General features: G+C 73.6%; 12 protein-coding genes. 8 read left to right on the top strand and 4 right to left on the bottom strand.

What is annotated here, in order from left to right; all coding sequences use genetic code 11:
• Positions 1 to 56 precede the first annotated feature (56 nt).
• The gene (locus IE330_RS34190; protein ID WP_190140067.1) at positions 57 to 869 is read right to left on the bottom strand and encodes a cyclase family protein; all 813 of its coding nucleotides are present in this window, start codon (positions 867 to 869) and stop codon (positions 57 to 59) included.
• 40 nt (positions 870 to 909) lie between these two features.
• Positions 910 to 2,604, bottom strand: a complete 1,695-nt coding sequence (locus IE330_RS34185) for an FAD-dependent oxidoreductase (RefSeq protein WP_190140066.1) — start codon at positions 2,602 to 2,604, stop codon at positions 910 to 912.
• Between the two features lie 133 nt (positions 2,605 to 2,737).
• Here IE330_RS34185 and IE330_RS34180 point away from each other — a divergent pair, with 133 nt between their 5' ends.
• From IE330_RS34180 to IE330_RS34170, 3 genes are all read left to right on the top strand, one after another.
• Positions 2,738 to 4,366 carry a class I adenylate-forming enzyme family protein gene (locus IE330_RS34180; RefSeq protein ID WP_190140065.1) on the top strand — a complete coding sequence of 543 codons (1,629 nt, stop codon included), beginning with the start codon at positions 2,738 to 2,740 and terminating at the stop codon, positions 4,364 to 4,366.
• A 31-nt stretch (positions 4,367 to 4,397) separates the two neighbouring features.
• Positions 4,398 to 4,691: an antibiotic biosynthesis monooxygenase family protein gene (locus tag IE330_RS34175; RefSeq protein WP_190140064.1), complete on the top strand. Its 294-nt coding sequence runs from the start codon at positions 4,398 to 4,400 to the stop codon at positions 4,689 to 4,691.
• A gap of 96 nt (positions 4,692 to 4,787) precedes the next feature.
• A complete protein-coding gene (locus tag IE330_RS34170) occupies positions 4,788 to 5,372 on the top strand; it encodes an HNH endonuclease (protein ID WP_190140063.1) in 585 nt (194 codons plus the stop codon).
• Positions 5,373 to 5,421: 49 nt separating this feature from the next.
• On the opposite strand, the gene IE330_RS34165 is transcribed toward IE330_RS34170, so the two are convergent.
• Positions 5,422 to 6,666 carry a DegT/DnrJ/EryC1/StrS family aminotransferase gene (locus IE330_RS34165; RefSeq protein WP_190140062.1) on the bottom strand — a complete coding sequence of 415 codons (1,245 nt, stop codon included), beginning with the start codon at positions 6,664 to 6,666 and terminating at the stop codon, positions 5,422 to 5,424.
• Positions 6,667 to 6,668: 2 nt separating this feature from the next.
• A complete protein-coding gene (locus IE330_RS34160) occupies positions 6,669 to 7,859 on the bottom strand; it encodes a GNAT family N-acetyltransferase (RefSeq protein ID WP_190140061.1) in 1,191 nt (396 codons plus the stop codon).
• A 944-nt stretch (positions 7,860 to 8,803) separates the two neighbouring features.
• Here IE330_RS34160 and IE330_RS34155 point away from each other — a divergent pair.
• From IE330_RS34155 to IE330_RS34135, 5 genes are all read left to right on the top strand, one after another.
• On the top strand, positions 8,804 to 9,754 hold the full coding sequence (locus IE330_RS34155) for a CinY protein (RefSeq protein WP_229926121.1): 951 nt from the start codon (positions 8,804 to 8,806) through the stop codon (positions 9,752 to 9,754).
• Positions 9,755 to 9,911: 157 nt separating this feature from the next.
• Positions 9,912 to 11,630: an NAD(P)-dependent oxidoreductase gene (locus tag IE330_RS34150; protein WP_190140059.1), complete on the top strand. Its 1,719-nt coding sequence runs from the start codon at positions 9,912 to 9,914 to the stop codon at positions 11,628 to 11,630.
• Between the two features lie 283 nt (positions 11,631 to 11,913).
• Positions 11,914 to 13,080: a hypothetical protein gene (locus IE330_RS34145; protein WP_190140058.1), complete on the top strand. Its 1,167-nt coding sequence runs from the start codon at positions 11,914 to 11,916 to the stop codon at positions 13,078 to 13,080.
• Between the two features lie 51 nt (positions 13,081 to 13,131).
• Positions 13,132 to 14,076, top strand: a complete 945-nt coding sequence (locus IE330_RS34140; protein WP_190140057.1) for a TauD/TfdA family dioxygenase — start codon at positions 13,132 to 13,134, stop codon at positions 14,074 to 14,076.
• Between the two features lie 276 nt (positions 14,077 to 14,352).
• Positions 14,353 to 14,601, top strand: coding sequence for an MbtH family protein (locus IE330_RS34135; RefSeq protein WP_190140056.1), 249 nt, complete (start codon positions 14,353 to 14,355; stop codon positions 14,599 to 14,601).
• The last annotated feature ends 87 nt before the right edge of the window (positions 14,602 to 14,688 follow it).

Here is a 14,688-nt window from a genome sequence, read left to right as displayed (position 1 = left end):
GGGCGGCACGCCTTGGTGGCGTGCCGCCCGCGGCGCGTGCGTACGGCTCACCGGCCTCAGCCGGGGAGCCCTGCTCCGCTTCCGTCACCGTCGTCGCCGTCCGGTACGAAGGCGACGGCACGCGCCCATCCCGCACCCGCGCCGACCAGCTTCACCGGCGGACACGACACCATGAACCCACTGGGGCCCGGCAGCGCGTCCAGGTTCGCGAGCCGCTCGATCTGGCAGTACTCGCGCTCCCGGCCCACGAAGTGCGCGGGCCACAGCACACCGCGGTCCCGGGACTCCCGGTACTTCTCGATCATGTACGTGAAGGGCGCGTCCAGGCTGAACGCGTCGGTGCCGATCACCTTCACGCCGTGGTCGAGCAGCAGGTGCGTGGCCGAGGCGTCCAGGCCGGTGAAGTCCGTGAAGTACTTGGGCGTGCCGGCGATCCGGTCGGCGCCCGTGTTCAGCATCACGATGTCCATCGGCTCCGGTTCCCGGCCGATCCGGTCGAACTCCCGGCGCAGCACGTCCGCGCCGACCGCGCCGACGGGCTGGTCGGTGAGGTCGAGCACGAGGCCGGGCCGGACGAACCAGTCGAGAGGCATGGTGTCGATGTGACGAGGGGTTCCGTACGCGGCGCGCGTGCCGTAGTGGGACGGCGCGTCCACGTGGGTGCCGGTGTGCGTGGTGAGCTTGAACGTGTCGAGCGAGAGCAGTTCGCCCTCCGGCAGGTCGTCCGGGTCGAAGTCGAGCCCGTAGCGCTCCTTCATGCCCTCAGCCATATGACGACCACCCTCGGCGGGGGACATGACGTCGTGCTCCACGGGGTTGGGCTCCCACACCGTCGCGTCGACGGGGGTGGACAGATCGATGATCCGCATGACGTGCCGTTCTCTCTCTTCTGCTTGACGGTGACGGGCTCTACTCGGCGCTCTCGGGCCGGGACGCGGCGCGGCGGGCGGGCAGCAGGTGGACCCGGCGCAGCAGGGCGTCCAGGCCCTCGCCGTCGCCGAGCGACCCCAGGGCGGCGAGGTAGCCGTCCGGACGGACGAGCGCGTAGCCCGGTTCCCCGGCGAAGGCGCGCCGCACCCGGTTGCCCGGATCGAGCAGCACGCCGGGTCCGCCGTCCGTACCCTCGCGTTCCTCCGTGCCCGGGGCCCGCGTCTCGCGGACGACGCGGACGCTCAGCGCGTCCCCGTACTCCTCGTGCGCCCGCCCCACGCCCGCCGGTACGTCACCGGTCCCGACGAACACCAGCAACGTCCAGCGGACGTCGGTGAGTTCGTCACACACCGCCTGCCAGCCGGGGCTGTGCTCCAGTTCCTCGGCCGAGCAGGACACCCGGTCGCCGGGCCGGATGGCCAGAGCGGACGTATCGGCCTGCGCGGAGGGGGAGCCGATGGTGAGCGGGCTCGTGCGGTAGTGCAGGGCGAGGCCGGACATGCCACGCAGGATCTTGCGCTCCACCTTGTGCTTGAGCGGCTTGAGCACGTTGAGCAGGCCCAGGCCGACCGGCAGCAGCACCGGCGCGGCGGCGTTGCGCAGTGCGATCAGCCGGGTCGCGGTCTTGGTGGAGCCGAGCAGGATCTCGCCGATCGGCACGCGCTCGGCGCTGTAGCTCTCCAGGAGGCCACCGTCCGCCTGCCCCTTGATGACGGATGCCAGCTTCCACGCCAGGTTGTAGCCGTCCTGGATGCCGGTGTTGAGGCCCTGGCCGGAGGCCGGGCTGTGCACATGGGCGGCGTCACCGGCGAGGAAGCAGTGTCCGGAGCGCATCGTCTCCACCATCCGCTGGCGGATGGTGAACACCGACACCCAGGTCAGCTCCTTCACCGTGACCGTCCGGCCGAGCCCCTCGGACATCTTGGCCTCGAACCGGGCGCGCACCACCTCCGGCCGGTCGCCGTCGGTGACGTCGTCGGTGTCGAGGAGGCGCCACTTGCCCTCCTCCGGGAACGGCACCATGAGGATGGTGCCGTGCGACAGGTGCATCCAGTGGAGACTGTCACGGGGCAGGTCGACGTCGACGTACGCGTCGGCCACCATCCACTTCTCCGAGGACTCGCCGAGCAGGTCGATGCCGAGCTGCTTTCGGACGCGACTGTGTGCGCCGTCGGCGCCGATCAGCCAGCCGGAGGTGAACTCCTCCGTCGTACCGGCGTCCACGTGCCGCAGCCGTGCCGTCACACCGCCGCGGTCGTCGACCAGACTCTCCAGTTCGACGCCCCACTCCACGTCGACGCCGAGCTCACCGAGCCGGGTGCGCAGCACCTCCTCCGTGATGACCTGGTCGACCTGGAGGGTGAAGGGGAAGCGGGTCGGCAGCTCCGAGTAGTCGGTACCGAGGCTGGTCAGGCGGCGGCCCCGACGGTGCATGGTGAAGTGGTCGCACTTCTGCCCGCGGGCGAGCAGGTCGGGCAGGATGCCCATCTGGTGGTAGACCTCCAGGGTGCGGGCGTGCGTCGCCGTCGCCCGGCTCGTCACCGCGGGGCCCGCGGCCCGGTCCACGACCCGTACGGTGATCCCCCTGCGGACCAGCTCGTACGCGGCGGTCAGGCCCACGGGCCCGGCCCCCGCGACCAGCACCTCGACACCACCGCTGCTACCAGCGCTCATCACCCCTCCAATCAGCCGACATCCACCGCACTGTCCCCGCACCCCTTGGACGCTGATCGGAACCTCGTTGGAGGGCGGCCCACTGGACCTCGCCACGAACCTCCTTCGAAGCCGCAGGCGCACGATGCGGCCCATGGCGACCTCAGATCACACCGGCAGCGCCCCGGCGCCGAGTTCCGAGATGGCGGGCCCTCCGCTGGACACCCTCGCCCACCTGCTCACCGGCCCGCGCGTGGACCACATCCTGCGCCGGGCGGCGTCCCACCGTCCCACCCACCCGGCTCTCCGCTCCCCCACCGGTGACCTCACCTACGCGGAGCTGGACACGGCGACGGACGCCGTCGCCGCCGCCCTGCGCGAGCTGACCGACGGTGTCCCCGGCACGGTCGTCGCCCTGGCCGCCGTACTCGACCCGGTTTTCCCGCAGGCGTTCTTCGGCATCTCCCGGGCGGGCGCCACCAGCGCCCTGGTCAACCCGCTCCTGCCCGAGGAGCGCATCACGCACGTGCTGCGCACCTGCGGCGCACGGATCGCGATCGTCAGCCCCAGCATGTATCCCGTACTCGCCGCCGTCCGCGACCGCCTCGAAGGGCTGGAGCACGTCGTCCTGACGCACCGCGGCCCAGACCTGCCCACCGAGGCCGCACAGGTGCCCACGCTCGCCGAACTGGTCGCGCGTGCGCCTGCGTTCACCGAGCCGTCGGACCAGGACGCCGAAGCCGTCGCGTGCCTGCAGTTCACCAGCGGCACCACCGGCGCCCCGAAAGCGGTACGGCTCAGCCACCGCAACCTCACGGTGAACGCCGCGCAGACCGCTCACATGCACCAGGTCGACGAGACCTCGATTCTCTTCAACCACCTGCCGACGCTGCACCTGATGCACGTCACCGTGGCCGCCACCGCCGCCGCCACCCACGTCCTGTGGCCCGGCGCGGACGTCGCGGAGGCCGTGACCGCCGCGGACGCCTTCCGCGCGACGCACTACTACAGCCTCCCGATGCGGCTGGCCAAACTGGCCGCCGACCCCCGGCTGCACGACCTCGAGGCACCAGCGCTGCGCGCCGTGCTCTCCGGCGGCTCGGCGCTGTCCCCCGACGCCGCGCGCGTCCTGAGCCAGCACTTCGGCATCCCGGTCGTCCAGGGGTACGGGCTCGCCGAGACCTCGCCGACGACGCACCTGTCCGACCTGGACCGCCCCCGCCTCGGCTCCTCGGGCGTCCTCGTGCCCGGCGCCGAGAGCCGCGTCGTCGACGTGGAGACCCGGGCGACGCTGCCCGTCAAGGAGCGGGGCGAGATCCAGGTCCGCGGGCCGCAGCTCATGCTCGGCTACCTCGGCCGCGACCTGTCCCGGGACGTCGACGCCGACGGCTGGTTCTCCACCGGCGACATCGGCTGGACGGACACGGACGGCAGCCTGTACGTCGTTGACCGCATCAAGGACGCCTTCAAGTGCGACAACTGGCTGGTGTCGCCGACGGAGATTGAGCGCGTCCTGCTGCGCCACCCCGCGGTCCGCGACTGCGTCGTGGTCGACGTGCCCCACGAACTCAGCGGGGCCGTCGCCCACGCGCTGGTGGTCCCGGCCGGTCCCGAGTGCACGCCGCAGTCCGTCATCGACTTCGTCAACGCGAAGGTCCCGTACTACGAGCGGCTGCACCACGTCGCCCTCATCGACGGCATCGCCCGCTCCGCCACCGGCAAGGTCCAACGCCGAGACCTGCGAGAACAGCACCTCCTGACGCTTCCCGCCGCCAAGTCCTGACCCGGACACTTCCCCTTCCTGGAGCCCGCCCATGCACCACTTCATCAACCGTTACACCGTCACCGGCGACGTCGAGGAGTTCCGCCGCCTGCTCGGGATGCTGTCCGCGTACATGAGGGAGCAGCCCGGCTTCGCCGCCCACCGCCTGTACCGATCGGCACGCGACGAACGGACCTTCGTGGAGATCGCCGAGTGGACCGACCCCGAGGCCCACCGCGCGGCCCTGGCCGGCGAGGGCTTCCAGGGCCCGGTCGCCGAACTCCGCAAGCTCGCCACCGCCGACCCGTCCCCGTTCGAACTCCTCTCCACCCACTCCCGCTCCTGACGCGCGAGGAGCGGACCCCGCCCTGGGGCCCGGCTCCCGGTGTCAGTGGCCCGTGCCATGCTGCCCCTTCTCGCCCTGCGCACGAGGAGAGGCAGCATGGCCGTTCCGAGCAAACGGGAGATAGCCCAGTTCTGGGCACGGAGTAAGCAGCGCGACGAGTTCGCACCGCACCTGTACGGCCTCGACCACCCGTGTTGTTTCGCCTGCGGTTGGTTCTCCGAGCACTGGGACAAGCCCACTCCCCGGGCCCGCTGGCAGCGGGCGACGCTGGACCGGGCCCACATCGTGCCCAGGAGCCTCGGCGGCGCGGACACCGTCGACAACTTGCTGCTGCTCTGCCGTCCCTGCCACCAGGAGTCACCGGACTGGTCCGAGCCGCGTGAGATGGCCCGCTGGATCGCGAAGCGTCCCGAGCGGCCCAGCAAGGAATGGGAGACGCTCGAGGCATGGTTCGCCGCTGCCGCCAAGGTCCCGGAGTTCCAAGACGCTCTGGCCACCATCGCGGGAGAACCCGGCGCGCAACAGCGGGCCATGGACGTCCTGCGGGATCTCTTGGGGCAGGCAGGAGTCCACTTCGGCGTCGGCATCAGCCCGGGCACCCGCGTCGCCGTGCTGCGCGGCGCGGCCGAGCGGCTTCGTGACGGGGACACGGCCGCGATACCGGCCGACGGGGCGCCCTGACCCGGTGGTGCCCGGCGTCCTCACCACGTCGCGGCTGCGGAATCGAGCATCACACGTCGTACGTCCCAGCGTTCCCGTCCCTCACCACCTCACCGTTGGAACGCACCGAGACTGGCTCCGGTATCAACTCAGGACACCTCGCCCCCTCCCGCCCCAGCGCCCGAAGGGCCTCCCGCGCCACCAGCGGATCCACCGGCAGGACATGGCCGGCGAACCAGCGGGCCGCCGTGGGGTCGGGGGACGGGTCGACGAAGTCGGGGCCCGCGTAGTCGTCCAGGGGCGGGTCGTAGAGGTAGCCGCAGACCAGGCCGTGGGTGATGAGGCGGTCCACCAGGGTGTCGCGGTTCTCCACCAGGAGCGGCACGCGGAACAGGGGCGGCGGCGTGTCCCCGGTGGCCTGAAGCTCCGGGGACGCCCAGGCGGTGCGGGACAGGAGCGAGACGCCGACGCGGCGGCGCGTGAGGTCGGCGTCCAGGCCCGCCATGCGCACCGCCAACTGGCCGCGCACCAGCGCCCCGTGCCGCTCCCGGTAGCCGTGCAGGTCGACCCGGACCCACGGGTCGTACGCCGGCAGGCTCGGCGCCTCGCGGGCGCTCTCGGCCAGGCGCGGCGCGTGCAGCGGCATGCGATAGCCGTCCCGCTCCAGCAGCCCGAGGCGCTGCAGCGTGCGCCACACCGGCCGGACCAGGTGCAGACCGCGGACCGCCGAGCGCGCCAGCGGGCGCAGCGTCGTCGCCACGTCCTCGCGCAGGCGCCCCGGCACCAGGAGGTCGTCGCGCAGCAGCTCCAGCTCGCGGCGGGCCCGCGCGTCCTCGACGGCGAGGAAGCCGCCCGCCATCCCCGCCACGTGCTTGGACAGGCTGTACGCCGCCGCCTTCCCGAACGTCCCGATCGGCTGCCCGGCCACGTGCGTGCCGATGGCGTGCGCGGCGTCCTCGAACAGCGGGATGCCCAGCTCCGCGCAGCGCTCCCGCAGTTCGGGCATGCGGTCCGGCATCCCGTACAGGTTCGTGGTCAGGACCGCGTCGACCGAGCGCCAGGTGGACTCGGGAACGGCCGCGGGGTCGATGTTGCCGGTCCAGGGCGACACGGGGGCCTGGACCGGGCGCAGGCCCGCCGCGAGGACCACGAAGAGGATCACGTCGTCGTTCACCGGCGACATCAGCACCCGCGCGCCCGGCCCGCACCAGCGCCGCAGCGCCAGGTAGAGCGCCAGGCGCGCCGAGGGTGTGTAGACGCATTCGCGTCCGAGCCGCCGGGTCATCGTCGCGGCCAGCCGTGCGCCGTACGTCATCGTCACCTCTTCGGTCGCGGGGAGCCGGGCTTCGGCGGCGGGAGGGGGTTCGGCCGTGCGGGCTGCGCGGTGCGTGTGGTCCGTGCGGGCTGCGCGGTCCGTGTGGTGGCGCGGGTGCGCAGCGCCCCGGCCGTCTTCAGGAGGCGGTCGGCGGGCTCCCGCAGCCGGGGGTGGGCGAGGACGGTGTTCCGCAGCCCCCGCACCGGCCTGCGCCACAGGCGGTGGGCCGTCGCCACCGGGTGCGGCCGGGTCGCGAAGCCCTCACCGACGCGCAGTTCGCGGGTCTTGAGCCAGTCCTTGTACTCCTTGTCGCCGCGCCCCAGGTCCAGGAGCCGTACGCCGTCCCGGCCCGCCGCCTCGGCCATCCGCAGGTGCATGATCAGGCCGGGCGAGTAGTAGCGCAGCTCGGGGTCGTACGCCGTGAACCAGGCGGCGAACACCGTCCGCGAGCGCGGTCCGAAGTGCGCGGCCACCGGCCGGTCCCCCGCGTACACCACGGACAGCACGCCGGTGAAGTACTCCTCGCGGGTGTCGAAGAAGTCCCGTACGAGGTCGACGATCCACCCGCGCGCGAACCGGTCCATCCGGCCCGTCCTGCGGTACTGCGCGGACTTCCACCGCATCAGCAGGCGCAGCGCCTCCGGGTCGCGCTCGTCGAAGACGAACCGCATCTCCCCCAGGTCGCGTGCGAGGCGGCGCTCCTTCTTCAGCGTCGTCTTGGCCAGACCGGGGTACGTGGCCCGCAGCCAGTCCGGGTACGCGCCGCGGTCCTCGTCGTCCTTGAGGTCGATCACCGGCGAGTCGAACGTGCCCGTGACGTACCGGGAGAACGGCTTCTGCTCCTCGACGAGGTGGTCGAACTCGAAGGTGTTCAGGCGGCAGGCGCGCAGGAGTTCCTGGGTGTCCCAGGTCAGTCCGGGGCGGTGCACCAGGCCCTGGCAGTCGGACAGGCCGAGGCCGATGGCCCGGCCGACGCCGAGGGGGGTGCGCTCGTACGGGAAGAACCCGACGGGTTCGCGGTGCTCGAAGAGGACGGCGACCCGGGCCCCGGAGCCGTGGTGCCTGCCGACGCCGGCCGCGAACTCCGGGGCCAGGAACGGGTTGGCGTAGTCGGGTGACTCGTCCATCGTGCGGTGCCAGGCCCGGCGGAGCGTGGTGGTCAGCTCCTGGGGCCGGTGGATCTCGATGTCCACGTCAGCTCGCCCGCCCTTCGGCGACGCCCCCGAGGGGCACGCCCGCCGCAGGGCGGGCCCGTAAGCCGTGTGGCGCGTTGTCGGTGGCGGCGGGCGGCCCACTGGTGGGGTGGTGCCTGGTGGATCGCGGGCTGCCGGATCGTGTGCCGGTGGAACGCGTGCTCATGGATCGCATGGGCGATCGCTCCTCTTCCCCCCGACGCGCGGTGCGCGTCCTGTGCTCTCGAGGTGCTGGGCGTCCTGTCACGTCCAGGGCCGATTTCGCCCTGTCTCTCCCCGGGGCTCACGCCCCGTCCCTCCACGGCTTCGCCGGTCAGGGCGGGCCGCGTGCGCGCTCGGGCGCCGGGACCCGGGAATTCCGGGCCGTCCGGCGCGGCTCAAACCTGGCGAAGCACCACGCAGGCTGTCAAGGGAGTCTGTCGTAACACTTAGGTTGAATCGTCACCTATTTGATTGATGGTTCACACAGGCTGCGCGGGCGTTTGCGAGCGCGTGCGCACCGCGTGCGGCAGGGGTCGCGCCGCGGTCCGCGTCGGCCACCGGGGCTGTGATGTCCTCGGCGGCGCGCCGGGGGGCCGAGTGGGGCGCAGCCGCCTTTCAGGCGCTGCTGGGTGAGGGGTGCCTGTACGGATGCGAAGGCCGGAACACCTCCTGGGCAAGTCGTCGAGGGAGCCTTCGGTGGTGATCAGTCCGGGCGGCCTTCGTCTCGTCGAGCGGACCCCCTGATGTGGTGTCAGGAGTGGCCGTTGTCCGTGGCCGGGCGCGCAGTTCCCCGGGCCCCTTCGGGGCGCTCCCCCACGGCCTTCCCCGAATATCGCCCGCATATAGACCCCCGTCGGACGCTGTCCCACTCAGCACACCCACCCCCCTAGTGAAGCGACAGCATGGTGAACACGAAGTCCCGTATCCGACGTGCCGCTCTTCCGCTCGGTGCCTGTGTCGTCATGGCGCCGGCGCTCCTGACGGCGCAGGCGCAGCCCGCCGCCGCCTTCGGCACGGTCAACAAGTTCGGTCAGCACGGTGAGCACGAGCGCATCACCCGGGCCGCCCTCGCCTGCGCGCCGGGCGTCGCCTCGGACGGCGGCTGTTTCGAGCCGCGCTCCCTGGACCAGGTCGCGGGCCACGAGGGCACGTTCGGGGCGGTCGGGTCGCCGGACTCGGACGAGACCTTCACGACCGCCGCGCACTGCGACGACGCCGACTTCCTCGACAAGCCCGGCTACCCGCGCAGCCGGGAGCAGGCCACCACCAAGCTGCGGGAGTGCGTCACGCACCTGCAGAAGCGGTTCGACGAAGGGGTGTCGGCGGCCGGGCGGACCCTCGACTCCAAGGGGGCGGTGTCGCCGGACGGCGCCGACCTGGGCAAGGACTGCACGTTCTTCCTCGGCGTGTCCGGGCGCGCGAAGTGCGACGCCGTCGAGGGGTTCGGCCGCGCCCTGCACGGCGTGCAGGACTTCTACTCGCACAGCAACTGGGCGGACCAGCACGACACCGCCCGCCCCCTGGCCAAGGACAACCCGCCCGGCCTCGGCCAGTCGCGGCCCGCGCCGTTCCTCGACCTGACGGCGACGGGCCTGGCCGACGCCTCGGTGCCCAAGGACCTCACCACCGGCTGCTACACCGTCCTCTTCGGCTGCTCGCAGCGCATCGAGCACAGCGACGTGAACAAGGACAACGGCCTCATCGACCCGGCGACCGGCGCCGCGACCCAGCCGGGGACGGCGCGCGGCAAGGTGGGCGACAACTTCCGCCGCGCGGTCGACGGCGCGATCGCCGACACCCGCCGCCAGTGGTCCGACTTCCGCAAGGAGCTCAAGCGGACGTACGGCGAGGCCAAGGGCGAGCGCATCGCGTGCGTCATGACCCGCGACAACCCGGTGCGCGACTGCGCCTGACGGCACCGGGTACCGCACCGCACCGCCGCCGTGGCGCGGCGGTGCGTATAGGCCGGATATGGCGGCCGCTTCGACACTTGCGCCGCCCCCGGCGTCCGGCCACGGACCGGGCACCGGGGGCGGCCCGCAGCCGCTGTCTACTCGTACGGAGCGTGCGATGCCCCAGAACAGCCTCATGGCCGAACCCACAGCGACCACACCGACCACACCGACCGCGGGGCCCACACCGACCGCGGGCCCCGCGGCGGCCGCGGGCCCCACGGGTTCGGCTCCCGCCCCCGTCGTCGTCCTCGTGGGCGGTCTGCCCGAGGACACCGCGGCGCTGTTCGGCCCCGGCCCCACCGTGGTCCGCCACGCGGACACCGGCCCGGACGGGCTGCGCGCCGCGCTGGCCGGCGCGGACGCGGTGCTCCTCGGCGACGGCCCCGCCCTGGACGCGGACGCCCTCGCGGCCGCGCCGCGCCTGAAGGTCGTCGCCCGGGCGGGCGCCGGGCTCGGCGCCGTCGACGTGGCCGCGGCGACCCGGCGGGGCGTGCAGGTCACGGCCGCCCCGGACGCCGAGGGCCTGAGTACCGCCGAACTCGTCGTCGGCATGCTCGTCGCGGTGGCCCGCAACATCCCGCAGGCCCACGCCTCGCTCACCGGCGGGGCCTGGCAGCGCGGCCGGTTCGGCGGCGCGGAGCTGGCCGGCAAGACGGTGGGCCTCATCGGGCTCGGCCGGGTCGGCTCCCTCGTCGCCGAGCGGCTCACCGCCTTCGCCATGCGTCCGGTCGCCTACGACCCCTACGCGGCACCCGAGGCCGCGGCCGCGCTCGGCGTCCGGCTCGCCCCGCTCGACGAGGTCCTCGCCGCCGCCGACTTCCTCACCGTGCAGGCGCCCCTGACCGAGGAGACCCGCGGCCTGCTCGGCTTCGAGGCGCTGCGCCGCGTCAAGCCCGGCGTCCGCCTGGTCACGGTCGCCGACGAGGGCGTCGTCGACGCCCACGAGCTGCGGGTGGCCCTCAAGGAGGGGCGTGTCGCCGCCGCGGCCCTCGACCTCGACCCGGCCGGCGCGTACGCCGGTCTCCTCGGCCTGGAGAACGTCGTCGCCACGCCCCGGCTCGCGGCCCGCAGCGCGGAGGCCGCCCGGCGCGGCGCGGCGAGCGCGGCGGAGTCGGTGCGGCTCGCGCTCGGCGGCGAGTACGGGCCGCACGTGGTGAACATGCACGGCCACGCCGTCGGCGACGCCGTGCGGCCGTGGCTCGGGCTCGCCGAGCGGCTCGGCGAGGCGCTGACCGCCCTCGCGGGCTCGCTCCCGTCCCACCTGGAGGTCACGCTGCTCGGCGCCCTCGCCGACCAGGACGCCGACGTCCTCGAACTGGCCGCCCTGAAGGGCGTGTTGAGCGGCCCCTCCGGCCATCCGGTCAGCCTCGTCAACGCCCCGCTGCGCGCCCGCGAGCGCGGCCTTTCCGTCCGGCTCGGCCGCGCCGCCGACGCGGGCAGCCACCACAGCGCCGTCGCGCTGCGGGCCGTCGGCGCGGACGGCTCCGCCGTCCGGCTCGCGGGCACCCTGTCCGGGATCCGCAGGCACCGCAGGCTCACCGAGGTCCTCGGGTACGACCTGGAGCTGCCCCTGGACGGCGACCTCGCCTTCTTCGAGTACCCCGACCGGCCCGGCGCCGTCGGGGAGATCGGCACGCGGCTCGCCGCCGCCGGCGTCAACATCGAGTCCATGCGGGTGGCCCGGGCCGGGGAGCCGGAGCACGCCCTCGCCGCCCTCGTCACGGACGCCCCCGTGCCGCCCCACGCCCTCACCGAGGCCGCGCGCCGCATCGGCGCGCGGCACAGCCGCACGGTTCCCGCGGACCGGCCCCGGTCCGCGCCACGCCGCTGGTGACCCGGGCGGCGCGGCCACTCTCCCGGGCGGTCCCGCCGCCCGACCCGGGTGGTTCCGCCGCCCTCATGGGCGGTCCAGCCGCCCTCCCGGGTGGTTCCGCCGCCCGTCCCAGGGCGGCCTCCGCCGCCCGTCCCGGGGTGGTTCCGCCACCCCTCCCGGGTGGTTCCGCCGCCCTCCCGGGTGGCCTCCGCCACCCCTCCCCTGGCGGCCTCCGCCGCCCGTCCGTCCCATCCTGGCCGGTCACCGCACTGCCGCGACCGGCCCCGTCCCCATGGAGCACCTAGTGACCCTCGACAAGCTCACCGCCCGCCGCGCGGGCGGCGGCACCCTGCTGCGCCGTGCCGCCGTCGCCCTGACCGGCGCCGGCGCGGCGCTCGGCCTCGCCATGGCCCCCGCATCGGCCGCGACCGGCACCTGGGAGCCGGTGGCGGACCCCGACAGCACCAGTTGGGTCGACGCCGTCCTGCCCGCGGCGGACGGCACCGTCTTCGCGCGCGGCGGCTACTACCCGCAGGGCGACCCGGGCTCCGGCGAGTTCTCCACGTACTGGCAGCGTGACGGCGCCTCCTGGAAGAAGATCCCCACGCCGAAGAACCAGGCCCTGGACACCACCGGCGACGACCTGTGGACCGCCACCTCCGCGAAGGACCTGTGGGTCGTCGGCGGCATGGCGGCCACCCCGACCATGGCCAACCACTGGAACGGCACGGCCTGGCAGGACCGCTCCCCGGCCGACAAGACCGTGAAGTTCAACGCGCTCAAGGCCGTCGCCCCCAACGACGTGTGGGCGGTCGGCGAGACCCAGTGGCGCACGGACCGGCCGACGCAGCAGGGTGTCATCGGCCGCTGGAACGGCACCTCCTGGAAGATCACCAAGCTGCCGCAGGCGACGAACGGCCGCACCAGCCTCGGCGCCCTCCAGGTGCTCTCCGCCAACGACGTCTGGGCCGCCGGCCAGACCTGCACCGGCCAGGACACCAAGACCTGCCGCGGCTACGTGACGCACTTCGACGGCACGGCCTGGAAGGAGGTGGCGCTCCCCCAGGGCACCAAGGAGGTCAACGAGCTCGCCGCGAGCCCCTCGGGCGAGGTCTGGGCCGCCGCGGGCACCACGGTGCTGCGCCGCACCGGCGGCACCTGGGACACCAGCGCCTCGGTGAACCTGCCCACCGTGCACAGCGTCTCCGAACTGACCTGGGTGAAGGGCACGCTGTACGCGGGCCTCGGCCAGAACCAGCCCTCCAAGCAGACCGGCGTGCTGCGCTGGACCGGCAGCGCCTGGGAGAGCGTCGCCTCGCCGTTCACCGCGAAGAACGAGTGGGAGACCATCGCGACCGTCACCTCGCTCACCGGCGGCCCCGACGGCTCCCTGTACGCCACCGGCACCACGCACGCCTTCTTCTCGACCGGCCAGTTCGCGTCCCGGCTGCCCGCCGGCACCACGCGCTGACCTGACTCTCGTAGGCCCCCTCAGCCCCATCGGGCCGAAAGGAACCCGCACATGAACGCGCTCAACGCCTGGGCTCCGCTGGAGATCAGGCCCTCCGACATCGGCGCCCCGGCCACCCCGGAGGGCCTCGTCGCCCACCTGGACGGCCTCGGCGACGGCCTGGCCCCGCTCCTGACCGAGCACAAGGCCCTGGTCTTCCGGGACTTCCAGGTCCCCGCCGACGGGCTCGACCCGGTCATGGACCGGCTGCTGCCGCGCCGGCTCGCCTACGTGAACGGCAACTCGCCGCGCACGAAGGTCGGCTCCAACGTGTACACCTCGACGGAGTACCCGCCGGAGTTCACCATCTCGATGCACAACGAGCTGTCGTACGCGTCGAGCTGGCCGACCCGGCTGATGTTCTACTGCGACGTGGCGCCGCGGACCGGCGGCGCGACGCCCGTCGTCGACGCCCAGCTCTGGCTGGAGTCCCTCGACGACGAGGTCCGCGAGGCGTACCGGGACGGCGTGCGCTACACGCAGAACCTGCACGACGGCAAGGGCCTCGGCAAGAGCTGGCAGGACACCTTCGAGACCGACGACCGCGACCGGGTCGACGCCTACCTGAAGGAGGCCGGGTCCGAGTGGAGCTGGCGTCCGGACGGCAGCGTGCGGGTCTCCACGGTCCGCCCGGCGACGCTGCGGCACCCGGTCACCGGCACCGAGGTCTGGTTCAACCAGTCCGACCAGTGGCACCCCGCGGCCCTCGGCGACGAGACCGCGAAGGCGCTGGCGCAGATCATGGCCCCGGAGGAGCTGCCGCAGTCCGTGACGTTCGCCGACGGCCGCCCGATCCCGGACGACCACGTCATCCAGGTCCGCGACCGCGGTCTGGACAACGCGGTGGACGTCGACTGGCACGTCGGCGACCTGCTCCTGATCGACAACATCCTGGTGGCGCACGGCCGCCGCTCCTTCACGGGGCCGCGCCGGGTGCTCGTCGCGATGACCGACTGAGACGGCGGGTGCGACGGCGGGTGCGACGACAGGTGAGGTGACGGTCCGAGCTGTACGGGCGGCCCTCGGGACGCCCCGCGCACCCGCTCGGCCCCAGGGCGGGGGCGGCCTCTGCACGAGGCCGTCCCCGCCCTCTCGCGTGCGGCCCGGCGGCCCGCGCCCGTCCCTCGCGCGTACGGCCGGACCGCCTACGCGGGGCCCGGCCGCGTCCGTATAGGTCACGTATGGCGGCGCTCCGCAGACTGGCCCCTGCCTCACTGGAGCAGTGGGTGCGCAATGCCATCGATCCCTCATCAGGAGACCGCAGTGACCGAGCAGCAGACCGCCGCGACCCACCGCGTCGTGCTCAACGACGAAGAGCAGTACTCGATCTGGTGGCTCGACCGAGACCTGCCCGCGGGCTGGCGCGCCGAGGGCACCACCGGCACCCGCGAGGAGTGCCTCGCCCACATCGACACGGTGTGGACGGACATGCGCCCCGCGAGCCTGCGCCGCCGCATGGCCGCCGCGGAGCAGGCGGCGTAACCCTCCCCGGCGGCTCCCCCTCGCGAGCCCGCCGCCCAGGGCCCGCCGCCCGCGGCCCGGCACCCGCGCCGCGCGGGACCTCCCCCG

Origin of the sequence: Streptomyces longispororuber, from assembly GCF_014656095.1 — a bacterium.
In the GTDB taxonomy this organism is placed as follows: domain Bacteria; phylum Actinomycetota; class Actinomycetes; order Streptomycetales; family Streptomycetaceae; genus Streptomyces; species Streptomyces longispororuber.
The sequence above is the reverse complement of the archived record's forward strand: the minus strand, read 5'-3'. Positions and strand labels throughout refer to the sequence as shown.